Origin of the sequence: Aeromonas sp. FDAARGOS 1417, from assembly GCF_019046985.1 — a bacterium.
Lineage (GTDB): Bacteria > Pseudomonadota > Gammaproteobacteria > Enterobacterales > Aeromonadaceae > Aeromonas > Aeromonas veronii.
Genome location: NZ_CP077221.1, coordinates 4,002,466 through 4,017,436, shown reverse-complemented (window position 1 = coordinate 4,017,436; position 14,971 = coordinate 4,002,466). Strand labels below are relative to the sequence as shown.

The following is a 14,971-nucleotide window of genomic DNA, read 5'->3' as shown; positions in this document are numbered from 1 at the left end:
CCGGATAATATGGCCCAACACTTTAACAAAACCCCTGGCCATGCGAAGCGTCTATCTCTCCCCGTTGTTGCTGATCTGGTTGCTAATGCTTCCCCGAGCCGCCCTCGCCTTTGCGGTCGATATCTGGCCCGGCGGCGAATTCAGCGGCCAGCCACTGCGCCAGCAGTGGCAGGAACCCGCCGCCGCAACCAAACCGCTGACCCTCTGTGCCCTCTACCCCCATCTGCGCGACGCCTACTGGCTCTCGGTCAATCAGGGCATGGTGGACGAAGCGAAGCGGCTGGGAGTCAAGTTGCAGATCCACGAAGCGGGGGGCTATGGCGCCCTCGCCGAGCAGCGCCAGCAGTTGCAGCGCTGCGTGCAGGAAGGGAGCGATGCCATCTTGCTCGGCGCGGTGAGCTATCAGGGCCTGCGCGAGGCCATCAAGGCCACGCCGCTGCCGCTCTTTGGCCTGGTCAACGATCTGCCCAACGGTCTGGTGCAGGCGAAGGTGGGGGTCTCCTGGTACCAGATAGGCTGGCAGATTGGCCACTGGCTGGCGCAGCGTCACCCCACCGGCAGCAAGCCGGTCTCGGTCGCCCTCTTCCCCGGCCCGCAGGCAAGCGGCGGCAACAACTTCGTCGAGCCGGGCTTTGCCGACGCCATCAAGGGGAGCGCCATCAAGCTGGTCACCACCGAGCGCGGCGACAACAGCCGGGAAATCCAGCGCACCCTGGTGCAGCAGACGCTGGCCCGCTATCCCGACCTCGACTATCTGGTGGGGGGCGCCATCGCCGCCGAAGTCGCCGTCAACGAACTGTCACAGCGCCATCTCGACAGGCCTCAGGTGCTGAGCACCTACTTCAGCCACGGGGTACAGCGGGGCCTGCGCCGGGGCAAGATCCTGGCCGCCAACAGCGATCAGATGCGGCTGCAGGGGCGCCTTGCGGTCGCTCAGGCGGTCTGTCTGCTGCAACACCCTGATGCCAATGCCGAGCAGTGCCCTCGGGTGATGGGGCCCCCCATTCTGACGCTCTCTGCACCGCTGGCCGACCCCGCAGATTCCCTCTCGGATGGCGCTTTTCGCCCCGTCTATCGGGTCGAATAGCCGTTCCAAATCCGATTAGCACACTCAAGGAGAAGAGATGAAAGAGTTACATGCCAGCTGCCTGTGCGGCGCCGTCGCCCTGGCCCTGCCGGATCAGTTCGACTATATGGGGAACTGCCACTGCAGCGAATGCCGCAAGTTTTCAGGGGGAGATTACGCCTCGGTCGGCGGACTGGATGGCAGCAAGGTCACCATAGTGAAGGGGGAAGAGGCCATCGGCCGCTACCGGAAATCGGCAGAGACCACCCTCGCCTTCTGTCGTCACTGCGGCTCCAGCCTGTTCAGCCAGAAGAGCAGCAGCGGCAAGATCAACCTGCGCCTCGGGGTACTGGACGACGTGCCGAGCCAGCGGCCCGCGTTTCACATCTTTGTCGGCTCCAAGGCGCCCTGGCACCAGATTGGCGACGACTGCCCGCAATTTGATACCCGCCCGCCGGTCTGATACCCGGTCAAACAGCTCAAGTCCGCCGCAACGGGGTCAGGAAGCTATCTCGCCGGCAAACAGATAGCCTTCACCATGGACGGTGACAAACAGCTGGGGATCCCGCGGATCCGCTTCCATCTTGCCGCGCAGCCGCCGGATCAACACGTCTATAGTGCGATCGCTCGGGCCATCGCCGCGATGGCTGATGAGGGTCAGGATCCGCTCCCGACTGAGCACCCGCCCGGCATGGGCGACAAAGGCCACCAGCACTTCATATTCGGCCTTGGTCAGACGCACCGGCACTCCGTCCTTGCTGAGCTGGCGGCGGGGAATATCAAAACGCCAGGGGCCAAAGCGCACCGCATCGTCAGCCACCGCAGGCTCGCTCGGCGCGGCGGCTGCCAGCGAGATCCGCCACAGCAGATTCTTGACCCGCACCAGCAACTCCCGTAGCTCGAACGGCTTGGTGACATAGTCGTCGGCCCCCATCTCGAGGCCGACAATCCGGTCCACCGCATCGCTGCGGCCGGTGACCAGAATGATCCCTACCGTGCTGCGCGCCCGCAGTTCACGGGTCAGCAGCAGACCATCTTCCCCCGGCAGGTTGATATCCAGCATCACCAGATCGACCGTCTGTTCCGCCAGCACGGCGCGCATCTCCTGGCCATTTTCGACCGCCGTCACCCGATAGCCCTCCCGCTCGAAATAGCCGGTCAGCTTCTCGCGGGTAACCGCATCATCTTCAACAACCAGAATGTGGTAGCTCATGGGCAGGGTTCACGATGGTCGACAAGGGAGGATTATTCTATTCACATTTTGTCATAAATACCCCTATTTCATTAATTTGTGGCGGCAGCCCTGTTCACAACGCCTCCCTATCATGGCTCCCATCAAAAAAGTGATGTGAGAGAGCATGATGAAAAAACTGTGGCACTTCCTGCGCACCCCCAGCCGTCGCTGGTCGGTACTGGCGCTGCTTCTGGTGGGCGTCGGCGTCACCCTAGCGGGCACCGTCGGCCTGCACTATGGCTTTGAGAAAACCAGCAGCCTCGAATTCTGTATCTCCTGCCACTCCATGAAAGACACCGTCTATCCGGAGTACAAGGAGTCCATCCACTTCAAGAATGCCTCAGGGGTACAGGCGGTCTGTACCGACTGTCATCAGCCGAAAGATTTCGTCGGCAAGGTGGCCCGCAAGATGGAGGCGGCCAACGACCTCTATCAGGAGTACATAGGCCACAGCATCGACACCCAGGAGAAGTTCGAGGACCGGCGCCTGCATCTGGCCGAGAAGGTGTGGGCACGGATGAGCAGCCAGAACTCCAAGACCTGCAAGTCCTGCCACAGCTACGACAACATGGATCACGCCAAACAGTCCCCGGCGGCCGCGCTGGCGATGAAAGATGCGGCGGCGAAGAACATGAACTGCATCGAGTGCCACAAAGGCATCGCCCACGAACTGCCCAACATGGCGGGCGGCTTCCGGGCCACTTACGCCACCCTGGTTAACGACGCGCAAGAGGCGCCAGCCGCCGAGACCCTCTACAACCTGGGTGAAAAAGATCTCTATGCCAGCGAACAGAGCAGCGACCCGGTCGGCAAACTGCTGCCCGCCTCCCGCATCGACGTCGTAGACCGCAGCGGCGATCGCCTCAAGGTGACCATCGAAGGGTGGCGCGAGAGCGATGGCAAGGGCCGGGTGCTGAGCGAATACATGGGCAAGCGGGTCTTCGTCGCCACCATCCGTGACGAACTGAAAGCGAGCGAGAAAGTGCTCAAGCAGGAGACCGACAGCGCCACCCATATCAAGTGGGAACAGGTTCAGGTTCAGGCCTGGGTCGATGGCAAGGGCTTTGAGTCCTCGCTCAAGCCGATCTGGGATTACGCCGGCGAGATGTACAAATCCACCTGCAACTCCTGTCACGGCGCGCCGGATCCCGCCCACTTCACTGCCAACGGCTGGATTTCGGGACTCAAGGCGATGTCTGCCTACTATCGCCTGAGCAAGGAAGAGGAGCGCACCCTGCTCAAATACCTGCAAAACCATGCCGCCGATACCGGTGGTCAGGGCAGCCACTAAGTCCGGATTCGAAAGAGGAATAACAAGATGATCAATATTTCCCGTCGTGGTTTTCTGGGTGGCTTGCTGGCCAGCGGTGCCTCTGCCCTGATCGGCCCCTCCCTGCTCGGTCGCGCCGTGATGGCCGCCGAGTCTGGCGACAAGCTGGTGCAGTCCGGCTCCCACTGGGGCGCCTTCCGTGCCCGGGTGGTCGATGGCCGCTGGGTCGAGACCCTGCCGTTCGAGCACGACAAGCACCCCACCGACATGCTCAAGGCCTTGAGTGAGGTGGTCTACAACCCCTCCCGCATCCGCTACCCCATGGTGCGGCTGGACTGGCTGCGCAAGGGCCACCAGTCCGACACCAGCGAACGCGGCCAAAACCGCTTCGTGCGGGTCACCTGGTCCCAGGCGCTCGATTTTTTCTATCACGAGCTGGAGCGGGTACAGAAGACCTATGGCCCGAGCGCCCTCTATGCCGGTCACTCCGGCTGGCAGTCGGTGGGCAAGTTGCACTCCGCTGGCGCCATGCTGGGACGCGCCATGAACCTGCACGGCACCTATCTGGCCAAGGCCGGTGACTACTCCACCGGTGCCGCCCAGGTGATCCTGCCCCACGTGGCGGGCGCTATGGAGGTGTATGAGCAGCAAACCTCCTGGCCGCTGGTGCTGGAACACAGCAAGACTATCGTCATCTGGGGCTCCGATCCCATCAAGAACCTGCAGGTGGGCTGGCTGGTGCCGGATCACAGCGTCTACGACTACTGGGCGCAGCTCAAAGAGAAGGTGGCCAAGGGCGAGATCCGGGTGATCAGTGTCGATCCGGTCAAATCCAAGACCCAGAAGTACCTCAATTGCGATCAGGTGACCCTGAATCCGCAAACCGACGTACCGCTGATGCTGGGCATCGCCCACACCCTCTACAGCGAGAAGCGCCACGACGAGGCGTTTCTGAAGAACTACACCACCGGCTTTGACAAGTTCCTGCCCTACCTGCTGGGCACCAGCGATGGTCAGGTGAAGGATGCCGAGTGGGCCGCCGCCATCTGTGGCGTACCAGCCGAGACCATCCGCGAGCTGGCCCGCGCCATGAGCAGCGGCCGCACCCAGCTTATCGGCGGCTGGTGTGTACAGCGCATGCACCACGGCGAGCAGTACGCCTGGATGCTGGTGGTACTGGCCTCGATGATTGGCCAGATCGGCCTGCCGGGGGGCGGTTACGGCTTTGGCTGGCACTACAACGGGGCGGGCACCATCACCTCCAGCGGCCCCATCATGTCCGGTTTCAGCTCGGTCATCCCCGGGGTCAAGCCGCTCCATGACGGCGACTGGAAGGGCTACTCCAAATACATTCCGGTGGCCCGTTTCGTCGACTGCATCCTCAATCCGGGCAAGCAGATCGCCTTCAACGGCCAGACCATCACCTACCCCCATATGAAGATGGCGGTGTTCTGCGGCAACAACCCGTTCCACCACCAGCAGGATCGCAACAAGATGGTCTCGGCCTGGCGCAAGCTGGAAACCGTGGTCAGCATCGATCACCAGTGGACCGCCAGCTGCCGTTTTGCCGATATCGTGCTGCCCGCCACCACAACTTATGAGCGGGATGACATCGAGCAGTGGGGCTCCCACTCCAACGCGGGCATTCTGGCCATGTACAAGGTGGTAGAGCCGCTGTTCGAGGCGCGGGATGACTACGACATCTTCGCCGATCTTTGCCGTCGCTTCGGTCGTGAGGCCGAGTTCACCGGCGGCAAGAGCAAGCTGGAGTGGATCCAGAGCATCTATGACGACGCCCGCCTGCAGGGTCGCGGCATCGGCATCCGTCTGCCCCGTTTCAGCCAGTTCTGGCACGGCGAGGGCTTCGTCACCTTCCCGGCGGGCCAGCCCTGGGTGCGCCACGAGTCGTTCCGTCAGGAGCCGGATCTGGAACCGCTCGGTACCCCGTCCGGCCTTATCGAGATCTACTCCAAGACCATCGCCGACTACGGCTATGGGGACTGTCCGGGCCATCCAGTCTGGATTGAACCCTACGAGCGTTCCCACGGCGGGCCGGGCAGCAAACAGTACCCGCTGCACCTGCAATCCTGCCACCCGGACAAGCGGCTGCACAGCCAGCTCTGCTCCTCCGACAACTACCGCGCCACCTACACGGTGCAGGGTCGCGAGCCTGTCTACATGAATCCGCAGGATGCCAAATCCCGCGGCCTCAAGGACGGCGATCTGGTGCGGGTGTTCAACGGTCGCGGTCAGGTATTGGCCGGGCTGGTGGTGAGCGATGACTACGCTCCCGGGGTGGTGCGCATTCAGGAAGGGGCCTGGTATGGCCCGCAAGAGGGCGGCAAGGTAGGGACTCTCTGTACCTACGGCGATCCCAACGTGCTGACCGCCGACATCGGCTCCTCCAGCCTGGCGCAGGCCACCACGGCCCATACCGCGCTGGTGGAGATCGAGAAGTTCCGCGGACAGGCACCGGCAGTCACTGCCTTCGGCGCGCCGGAATCGGCCAAGGGCATCGACCCCATGTTCCCGGCACTCTGACCCCTGGGGGACGAAAGCGCCCCCTTGAGTTTCCTTTATTTTTAAAGTCGTTAGAATCGGGAGCCATCAAGGCTCCCGATTGCCATCCACGGAGGAAAAATGCAGGAATTTATGGCTACCAGCGAACGCCGGGCCGAACTCTACTGGTGGTTCTCCACCCTGTTCGCCGCCGAACTCAGTGATGAGCAGATCGCCGAATATGACACCTATGATGTGCGAAGCTTCCTGAAAAGCCTCTCCACCCTGGATCCGATGCGCGAAGCCGTGGCCGAGCTCAACGAGGCCATCGCCCGCCTGCTGGTGCGCCCGGATCGCCAGCTGGAACTAGCCGCCGACTTCGCCGGCCTGTTTCTGGTGGATCCCAAACAGGGCGCCCTGCCCTACGAATCGCTCTATCGTGGTGAGGCCAAGCTGCTGATGCAGGCCCCGATGGCCGAGATGCAGGCCCGCCTCGATCGCCTCGGCATCAATGTCAGCGATAAATACAAAGAGCCTGCCGACCATCTGGCCATCGAGCTGGATCTGATGGGCAATCTCATCATCCGCGCGGCGGAAGCCAAGAGCGCAGCCGAGCGGGAACGCTGGCTCGACGAGCAGGAAGCGCTGCTGCACGGCCATCTGCTGGGCTGGTTTGACAAGTTCGAAAGCGCCTGTCGCGCCGCCGACCGGTTTGGCTTCTACGGCGCCAGTGCCCGTCTGCTGGGGGTCTTCCTCAAGATGGATGCCAACTACCTCTCTCTGGTCAAACCGGCACCGTCTGCCGACTGAGGCCGCGATGAAGACAGCCCTGCTTCTGATTGCATGCTGGCTGCTGGCCCTGATCCCGCTGGATCAGGGCATTACTCCCCTGATCTCGCTGCTGTTCAACCCGGATCGCGAGCTCTACGGCACCGCCCAGCTCACCGGCTTTGCCGGCATCCTGCTCACCCTCTACCTTGCCAATCTCGGCGTCGAGGTGGTGTTGCGCCGCCGCTTCCAGATTGCCGGCATGCTGGCGCTGCTGGCCGCCTGGATCGACTTCATCAACAGCAGCGGCAGCGAGTCGCACTTCCTGCTGCTCTATCTGCTTGCCCTCCCGTTCCATCTGCTCGGCTGGCTGGTATTTGTACGCGGTATTCAGGCGTTTGGTCGCCAGAAGGGATAACCACTCGCCCCCTTTCTCCATCCTTTTTATCAGGTTTTTCTGCCTATTCTTGCCGTCAAAACAACCAGATAACTCCGCTTGACTCCCGGCCAAACAGTTCGTGCCATACTGACAGCTGATGCAAGTGATAAAACAATCAATGCCGAGGTCATCATGGATGGGAAGCTTTTCAACGCCGACACCGAGGCAATGTTGACCCAGCTGTCAGATCACACCGTCCTGGAACAGCTGATGGATAATGCCCCTCTGGGCATCGGCGTCTTTGACTGCGAATTTCGCTACCGTAAAGTCAATCAGGTGCTGGCCGACATCAATGGCAAAAGCATCGAGGAGCATCAGGGCAAGCACCTCAGAGAGGTGGTTCCCAAGCTGGCACCGACTCTGGAGCCCATGTTTCAGCAGATCATGCGCAGCGGCATGCCCTACGTGGATATCGCCATCACGGGCCAAACCGCGGCGTACGACAGCAGCTCACGCCGCTTTCAGGCCACCTACAGCCCGATGCGGGATGAGAAAGGGGAGCTGAACGGCATCCTCGCCATCGTGCGGGACATCACCGAGCAGTACGAAACCGAACAACGGCTGCAGCTGGCAATGCGAGCGGCCCAAATCGGGGTGTGGGAGTGGCACGTGGCGGAGGACAGACTGCTGTTCGACGGCCAGATTGAGCCGCTGCTGGGCATCGAGGCCAACCAGTTCCACGGTGGGCTGCAAGCGTTCGTCGACTGTTTTGAACCGGAATCCGGCAGCCAGCTCAAGGCCGCCCTGCAAAGTCATGACCCCATCCATCTCACCCTGAGCTACCTCACCGCTCTCAACGAGCGCCACTGGGTCGATATTCATGCCGACCATGTCCCCGCCACCGAGTCGGTCGGCCACCGGGTCATGGGAGTCATTCACAATGCCACCGCCCGCCGCCGTCAGGAGGAACGACTCCATCAGGCCAACGTGGTATTCGATACCACGGCCGAGGGGATCATCATCCTCGACAGCGAGCACCATATTCTGTCGGTCAACCCGGCCTTCACCATGCTGACCCAATACAATGCCGAGGAGGTGATAGGCCGTACCCCGGATATCATCATGCATCCCAGGCGCTACACCGACCTCGACTATCCCTGGTATCACCTGCGCCCCGGTAACAACGCCTGGCATGGCGAGATGGTTTGTCTGCGCAAGGATGGCAGCTACTTCTCCTCCTGGCAGCAGATCAGCGCTGTCTATGACAACTTCAACAACACTACTCACTATGTGATCGCCCTCTCCGACATCAGCGCCATTCGCAAGGTGGAGGCCGAACTGAATCACCTTGCCTATCACGATCCCCTGACCGAGCTGGGCAATCGTCATCTGTTGCAGGAGCGGCTGGCCCTTGAGCTGAAAACCGCGCAGCTCAATCGCAAACGGTTGGGGCTGCTCTTTATCGATCTGGATGGCTTCAAGCTGATCAACGACAGCCTGGGCCACGGGGTTGGCGATGAGCTGCTCAAGCGGCTGGCAGAGAGGATCCGCAGCTGCCTGCAGCACAACGATCTGGCGACCCGCCTCGGGGGAGACGAGTTTCTGGTGCTGATCCCCTATCTGGAGGAGCCTGACGAGCTGGCAACCCTGGCCAATACCCTGCTGACCGTGTTGCGTGAACCGGTTGAGCTGGCCCATGAGCTGGTGGCGATCTCGGCAAGTATCGGTATCGCCATCTATCCGGATCATGCAGACAGCCCGGAAACCCTGGTCAGCGCCGCCGACAGCGCCATGTACGAGGCGAAAAGTCAGGGGCGCAACGGATTCCAGTTCTATACCCCCTGCATGGCGGCTCGAGCCCGCGAGCGGATGCAGATTGAGCAGGGTCTGCTCAAGGCCCTGGAGCTCGAACAGCTCTGCATCTTCTATCAACCCATGACCAATCTGGCCAACGGCCACCTGAGTGGACTGGAGGCCCTGCTGCGCTGGCAGCATCCGAATGAGGGAATGATAGCGCCGACCCGTTTTATTCCGGTGGCGGAGGAGTGCGGCCTGATCGAGAAAATTGGGGAATGGGTGATGCGCAACGCCTGCGAGCAGGGACAAAACTGGCTGGCCGCCGGCCTGCCGGTGCCCCGCTTGTCGGTCAATGTGTCGGTGCGGGAGATGCGCTCCCCGGGCTATGTTGAACGGGTCGCCGCCATCCTGGCCGAGACAGGGTTTCCGCCAGAACGGCTCGAGATCGAGGTGACGGAGAGCATCATCCAGCGGGTCGAACAGAGTCTGGATCTCTTTACCCGCCTGAAAAATCTCGGCGTGCAGATTGCCATCGATGACTTTGGTACCGGCTTCTCGTCATTGAGTCTGCTCAAGACCCTGCCGATCGATCGCATCAAGATCGACCGGGCGTTTGTGCAGGCATTACCGGAAGACAAGAACAGTCGGGAGCTCTGCCGCACCATCATCAATCTGGCCGACAGTCTGGATATGGAGGTCACCGCCGAAGGGATTGAAACCAAGGCACAACACGCCTTTTTGCAGTCACTCAACTGCGGCGAAGGACAGGGCTATCTGTTCAGCAAACCACTGCATGTAGAACAGATGCACGAACGCTTGGATTGCCAAAACGTTCAACATTAGCGATACCAAGGAAACAAACGGTCAATCAAACTATTTTCCAAACGTCAGGGTAGGAACACCACCATTATCCCGGTCATTGGCCATGCGAGTGAGCGGTGAGTCGCCAGAGTAACGGGATCTTGGTTCACTGAGGGAAAACTTGGTTCCCGACTTTTTGTCCTGCCATGCATGACCAAGCTGATCAGCAACCCGCTCCCGCACAGTCTGTGAAGGTTCCTGGTGTGTAATCGCAAACTCTTTGGGAGGTTTGTCTGCAAGAACAGTCGTATCAAACTGCCACAGGGATGCACAGAGCAATAGAGAGAACATAACTACCTCCATCCATCGAAGTCCTCCTTTTTACCGACTCACTGCGTGAGTGTCACCCATAACCCTGTAACCAAATGTTGCTGTCTATCCAAAAGTCTAATTGCCCCCATCAGCCAAAGGTATAAGTTGTTACTTAATTATTAAAAGTATGTATTCAAAGGAGTGAGTGATGAGCGAGAGCAAGGTCTACCCGGTCAAACCCCATATCAGCAGCAATGCACTGCTAGACAAGGGCGACTACGCCGCCATGTATCAGGCCTCCGTCGAGGATCCCGATACCTTCTGGGGAGAGCAGGGAAAAATTCTCGACTGGATGAAACCCTATACCAAGGTCAAGAACACCTCCTACGATCCGGGCCATGTCTCCATCAAATGGTTTGAAGATGGCCAGCTCAACGTCTCTGCCAACTGTCTCGATCGCCATCTCGCCGAACGGGGCGACAAGGTCGCCATCATCTGGGAGGGGGACAACCCCGCCGAAGATCGCAAACTCACCTACCGCGAATTGCACATCGAAGTGTGCAAGTTTGCCAACGTACTGAAAGCACAAGGGGTTCACCGCGGCGACGTGGTCTGCCTCTATATGCCCATGGTACCCGAAGCCGCCATCGCCATGCTGGCCTGTACCCGCATCGGCGCGGTACACAGCATCGTCTTCGGCGGCTTCTCGCCGGAAGCGCTGGCTGGTCGCATCATCGACTCCGGCTCGCGCATCGTGATCACCGCCGATGAAGGGCTGCGTGGCGGCCGTCCGGTGCCGCTCAAGAAGAATGTGGATGAAGCGCTCACCAACCCGGATACCCAGGTCAGCAAGGTGATCGTCCTCAAGCGCACCGACGGCAATGTCGCCTGGCACAACCACCGCGACATCTGGTGGCATGAAGCGACCGCCGCCGTCAGCAGCGACTGCCCGCCCGAGGCGATGAACGCCGAAGACCCGCTCTTTATCCTCTATACCTCCGGCTCCACCGGCAAACCCAAGGGGGTGCTGCACACCACTGGCGGCTATCTGGTGTATGCCACCCTCACCTTCAAATATGTGTTCGACTACCACGAAGAGGATATCTACTGGTGTACCGCCGATGTGGGCTGGGTTACCGGTCACTCCTATCTGGTCTACGGGCCGCTTGCCAACGGCGCCACCACCATCATGTTCGAAGGGGTGCCCAACTACCCGGCCACCAACCGCATGAGTCAGGTGGTGGACAAGCACCAGGTCACCATCCTCTATACCGCCCCTACCGCCATCCGCGCCCTGATGGCCAAGGGTAACGAAGCGGTCACCGGCACCTCGCGCCAGAGCCTGCGCATCATGGGCTCGGTGGGTGAACCCATCAACCCTGAAGCCTGGGAGTGGTACTACCGCACCATTGGTGACGAGCGCTGCCCCATTGTCGATACTTGGTGGCAAACCGAAACCGGCGGCATCCTGATTACGCCGCTGCCCGGCGTCACCGACCTGAAACCGGGCTCGGCGACTCGTCCCTTCTTCGGGGTACAACCGGCGCTGGTCGACAACATGGGCGAACCGCTGGAGGGGGCTACCGAGGGCAACCTGGTGATCACCGACTCCTGGCCGGGCCAGATGCGCACCGTGTTCGGCGATCACGAGCGGTTCGAGCAGACCTACTTCTCCACCTTCCCGGGCCGCTACTTCACCGGCGACGGTGCCCGTCGCGACGAGGACGGCTACTACTGGATTACCGGCCGGGTGGATGATGTACTGAACGTCTCCGGCCACCGCATGGGTACCGCCGAAATTGAATCGGCGCTGGTGGCCCATCCCAAGATCGCTGAAGCCGCGGTGGTGGGGGTTCCTCACGAGATCAAGGGTCAGGGCATATATGCCTATGTCACCCTGATCGCCGGGGAAGAGCCGAGCCGCGAGCTGCACAAAGAAGTGAAGGAGTGGGTCCGCAAGGAGATTGGTGCCATCGCCACGCCGGACGTGATCCACTGGGCGGAGGGGCTGCCGAAGACCCGTTCCGGCAAGATCATGCGCCGCATCTTGCGCAAGATCGCCACCGGCGAGACCGACAGCCTGGGGGATATCTCCACCCTGGCGGATCCGGGGGTAGTAGACAAACTCATCCGCGAGAAGTCGGAAGCAGCCTGATCCCGCTTCGTTTGTTGCTCAACAAAGCCGGCCATGTGCCGGCTTTGTCGTTTCTTATCTGCCAGCAAACAGCAAGGTGGCAGCGACGAAGTATCTCAGGTCGAAACGTGCAATAAATAGCCAGATGTAGAGATTAGACCAGTAAAATGCTGCTAATTTTCACGAAATCAATATAATTGCGAAATCTGTGTGCCAGGGCACACCGATTTGCGCAGAAAATGGCTAGATTTCTGGTAGTCCACAAGATAGCTGATAGATAGCAGCATTATCATCGAGGATGTACTCAATATGTCGCAAAATCACCGCATTCTCCTGCTCAACGGACCAAACCTGAATCTGCTGGGCAAACGGGAACCGGATATCTACGGCAGCAAGACGCTTGATGAGATCGTCGCCGATCTGAAGCTTAACGCCAGCGAACTCGGTGTCACTCTGGAACATCTGCAATCCAACGCCGAACATGAGTTGGTCGGCCGCATCCATCAGGCCATGGGCCAGGTTGATTTTATCATCATCAATCCGGCCGCCTTCACCCACACCAGCGTCGCCATTCGCGATGCGCTGCTGGGTGTCGCCATCCCTTTTATCGAGGTTCACCTGTCAAACGTCCATGCCAGGGAGCCGTTCCGTCATCACTCCTATCTGTCTGATGTCGCCAAAGGAGTCATTTGTGGTCTGGGGGCCGATGGCTACCAATTCGCTTTAACCGCGGCCGTGCACCATCTGCGCGCGGCTTGATAATCACTGATCAGATAAAGAAGAAAGAGAATGCTAATGGATATCCGCAAAATCAAGAAGCTGATTGAACTGGTTGAAGAGTCCGGCATCGCCGAACTGGAGATCTCCGAAGGTGAAGAGTCCGTTCGCATCAGCCGCAACTTCTCCGGTCAGGTGACCACCGCCATGCCGCAGATGATGATGCAGCAAGCTGCTCCGGTTGCCGCACCTGCCGCTGCCGCCCCGGTTGCCGCTGCACCGGCCGCCGATGCCGCCCCGAGCGGTCACCTGATGCGCTCCCCGATGGTTGGCTCCTTCTACCGCTCCTCCAGCCCGGATGCCAAGCCGTTCGCGGAAGTGGGTCAGCAAGTCAATGTCGGCGACACCCTGTGCATCGTCGAAGCCATGAAAATGATGAACCAAATCGAGTCTGACAAGGCCGGTGTGATCAAAGCGATCCTGGTTGAAAATGGTCAGGCCGTCGAATTTGACGAGCCGCTGTTCATCATCGAATAAGGGAAATCGCCACCCATGTTGGACAAAGTAGTCATCGCCAACCGCGGTGAAATTGCCCTGCGGATCCTGCGCGCCTGTAAAGAGCTCGGGATCAAGACAGTGGCCGTTCACTCCACCGCCGACCGGGAGCTCAAACATGTGCTGCTGGCCGACGAATCCATCTGTATCGGCAGACCGGCCAGTACTGAATCCTACCTCAACGTCCCGGCCATCATCGCCGCCGCCGAGGTAACCGGTGCCGTGGCCATCCACCCGGGTTACGGCTTCCTCTCCGAGAACGCCGATTTCGCCGAAGTGGTCGAAAAATCCGGCTTCATCTTCATCGGCCCGCGCGCCGAGACCATTCGCCTGATGGGTGACAAGGTCTCCGCCATCGAAGCGATGAAGAAAGCGGGCGTACCGTGTGTACCGGGCTCTGACGGCCCCGTCGACAACGACGCCAAGCACAACGCCGCCATTGCCAAGCGCATCGGCTATCCGGTGATCATCAAGGCCGCCGGTGGCGGTGGTGGTCGCGGTATGCGCGTGGTGCGCAATGAAGCGGAACTGGCGGGTGCCATCGCCCTGACCAAATCCGAAGCAGGCCAGTTCTTCAAGAACGACATGGTCTACATGGAGAAGTACCTGGAAAACCCGCGCCACATCGAAATTCAGGTGTTGGCAGACGGCCAGGGCAACGCCCTCTATCTGGGCGAGCGTGACTGCTCCATGCAGCGTCGCCACCAGAAAGTGGTGGAAGAGGCGCCGGCGCCCGGCATCACCGCCGAAATGCGCAAGTTCATCGGCGAGCGCTGTGTGCGCGCCTGTATCGAGATCGGCTACCGCGGTGCGGGTACTTTCGAGTTCCTGTACGAGAACGGCGAGTTCTATTTCATTGAAATGAACACCCGTATCCAGGTTGAGCATCCGGTCACCGAGATGGTCACCGGTATCGATCTGATCAAGGAGCAGCTGCGCATCGCCGCCGGTCAGCCCCTGTCGATCACCCAGCAGGATATCCGCATCCGTGGTCATGCCATCGAGTGCCGGATCAACGCCGAAGATCCGGCCACCTTCATGCCCTCTCCGGGTCTGGTGCAGCGCTTCCACGCGCCGGGTGGTCTGGGCGTGCGTTGGGACTCCCACATTTATGCCGGTTACAAGGTACCGCCCCACTACGATTCGATGATCGGCAAGCTGATCTGCTACGGCGAGAATCGTGACATTGCCATCGCCCGCATGCGTCATGCGCTGGACGAGCTGGTGGTGGAAGGGATCAAGACCAACGTACCGCTGCAAAAAGAGATCATGAAAGACGAAAACTTCCAGCACGGTGGCACCAATATCCACTACCTGCACAAGAAGTTAGGTCTGTAAGGATCGCTGATAGAGACCCGATGACATTGCACGGTGGCAGTACCAACGCCCACTATCTGCACAAGAAGTTAGGTCTGTAAGGATCGCTGATAGAGACCGGA

Annotated in this window: 13 protein-coding genes; 11 read left to right on the top strand and 2 right to left on the bottom strand. The window is 60.2% G+C overall.

The annotated features are described in order from the left end of the window. Nucleotides 1-40 precede the first annotated feature (40 nt). Nucleotides 41-1,087, top strand: coding sequence for a TMAO reductase system periplasmic protein TorT (torT, locus tag I6L47_RS18725; protein ID WP_216948084.1), 1,047 nt, complete (start codon nucleotides 41-43; stop codon nucleotides 1,085-1,087). 37 nt (nucleotides 1,088-1,124) lie between these two features. Next, nucleotides 1,125-1,529: a GFA family protein gene (locus tag I6L47_RS18720; protein WP_216948083.1), complete on the top strand. Its 405-nt coding sequence runs from the start codon at nucleotides 1,125-1,127 to the stop codon at nucleotides 1,527-1,529. 36 nt (nucleotides 1,530-1,565) lie between these two features. On the opposite strand, the gene torR is transcribed toward I6L47_RS18720, so the two are convergent. Next, on the bottom strand, nucleotides 1,566-2,279 hold the full coding sequence (gene torR / locus I6L47_RS18715; protein ID WP_042080622.1) for a two-component system response regulator TorR: 714 nt from the start codon (nucleotides 2,277-2,279) through the stop codon (nucleotides 1,566-1,568). A 145-nt stretch (nucleotides 2,280-2,424) separates the two neighbouring features. On the opposite strand from torR, the gene torC reads away from it, so the two are divergent. The 5 genes from torC to I6L47_RS18690 all read left to right on the top strand — a co-directional run bounded on the left by torC (nucleotide 2,425) and on the right by I6L47_RS18690 (nucleotide 9,856). Next, a complete protein-coding gene (gene torC / locus I6L47_RS18710) occupies nucleotides 2,425-3,591 on the top strand; it encodes a pentaheme c-type cytochrome TorC (protein WP_080771394.1) in 1,167 nt (388 codons plus the stop codon). A 27-nt stretch (nucleotides 3,592-3,618) separates the two neighbouring features. Then, nucleotides 3,619-6,111: a trimethylamine-N-oxide reductase TorA gene (gene torA, locus I6L47_RS18705; RefSeq protein ID WP_216948082.1), complete on the top strand. Its 2,493-nt coding sequence runs from the start codon at nucleotides 3,619-3,621 to the stop codon at nucleotides 6,109-6,111. A 99-nt stretch (nucleotides 6,112-6,210) separates the two neighbouring features. Next, nucleotides 6,211-6,879 carry a molecular chaperone TorD gene (gene torD, locus I6L47_RS18700; RefSeq protein WP_021230390.1) on the top strand — a complete coding sequence of 223 codons (669 nt, stop codon included), beginning with the start codon at nucleotides 6,211-6,213 and terminating at the stop codon, nucleotides 6,877-6,879. Nucleotides 6,880-6,886: 7 nt separating this feature from the next. Continuing rightward, the gene (locus I6L47_RS18695; protein WP_216948081.1) at nucleotides 6,887-7,255 is read left to right on the top strand and encodes a hypothetical protein; all 369 of its coding nucleotides are present in this window, start codon (nucleotides 6,887-6,889) and stop codon (nucleotides 7,253-7,255) included. Between the two features lie 189 nt (nucleotides 7,256-7,444). After that, complete coding sequence (locus I6L47_RS18690; protein ID WP_254204874.1) at nucleotides 7,445-9,856, top strand: EAL domain-containing protein; 2,412 nt, start codon at nucleotides 7,445-7,447, stop codon at nucleotides 9,854-9,856. A gap of 30 nt (nucleotides 9,857-9,886) precedes the next feature. Here I6L47_RS18690 and I6L47_RS18685 read toward each other — a convergent pair whose 3' ends face one another. Then, complete coding sequence (locus I6L47_RS18685; RefSeq protein ID WP_139740026.1) at nucleotides 9,887-10,165, bottom strand: hypothetical protein; 279 nt, start codon at nucleotides 10,163-10,165, stop codon at nucleotides 9,887-9,889. Between the two features lie 169 nt (nucleotides 10,166-10,334). Between I6L47_RS18685 and acs the strand changes: the two genes are divergently transcribed. From acs to accC, 4 genes are all read left to right on the top strand, one after another. Then, on the top strand, nucleotides 10,335-12,281 hold the full coding sequence (acs, locus tag I6L47_RS18680) for an acetate--CoA ligase (protein ID WP_158111979.1): 1,947 nt from the start codon (nucleotides 10,335-10,337) through the stop codon (nucleotides 12,279-12,281). A 288-nt stretch (nucleotides 12,282-12,569) separates the two neighbouring features. After that, nucleotides 12,570-13,019 (top strand): type II 3-dehydroquinate dehydratase, encoded by a 450-nt coding sequence (aroQ, locus tag I6L47_RS18675; protein WP_216948079.1) that lies wholly within the window; start codon nucleotides 12,570-12,572, stop codon nucleotides 13,017-13,019. A gap of 36 nt (nucleotides 13,020-13,055) precedes the next feature. Further along, nucleotides 13,056-13,514 carry an acetyl-CoA carboxylase biotin carboxyl carrier protein gene (accB, locus tag I6L47_RS18670; RefSeq protein ID WP_005338908.1) on the top strand — a complete coding sequence of 153 codons (459 nt, stop codon included), beginning with the start codon at nucleotides 13,056-13,058 and terminating at the stop codon, nucleotides 13,512-13,514. A 15-nt stretch (nucleotides 13,515-13,529) separates the two neighbouring features. Continuing rightward, nucleotides 13,530-14,870 (top strand): acetyl-CoA carboxylase biotin carboxylase subunit, encoded by a 1,341-nt coding sequence (gene accC, locus I6L47_RS18665; RefSeq protein ID WP_005338910.1) that lies wholly within the window; start codon nucleotides 13,530-13,532, stop codon nucleotides 14,868-14,870. Nucleotides 14,871-14,971: the final 101 nt, after the last annotated feature.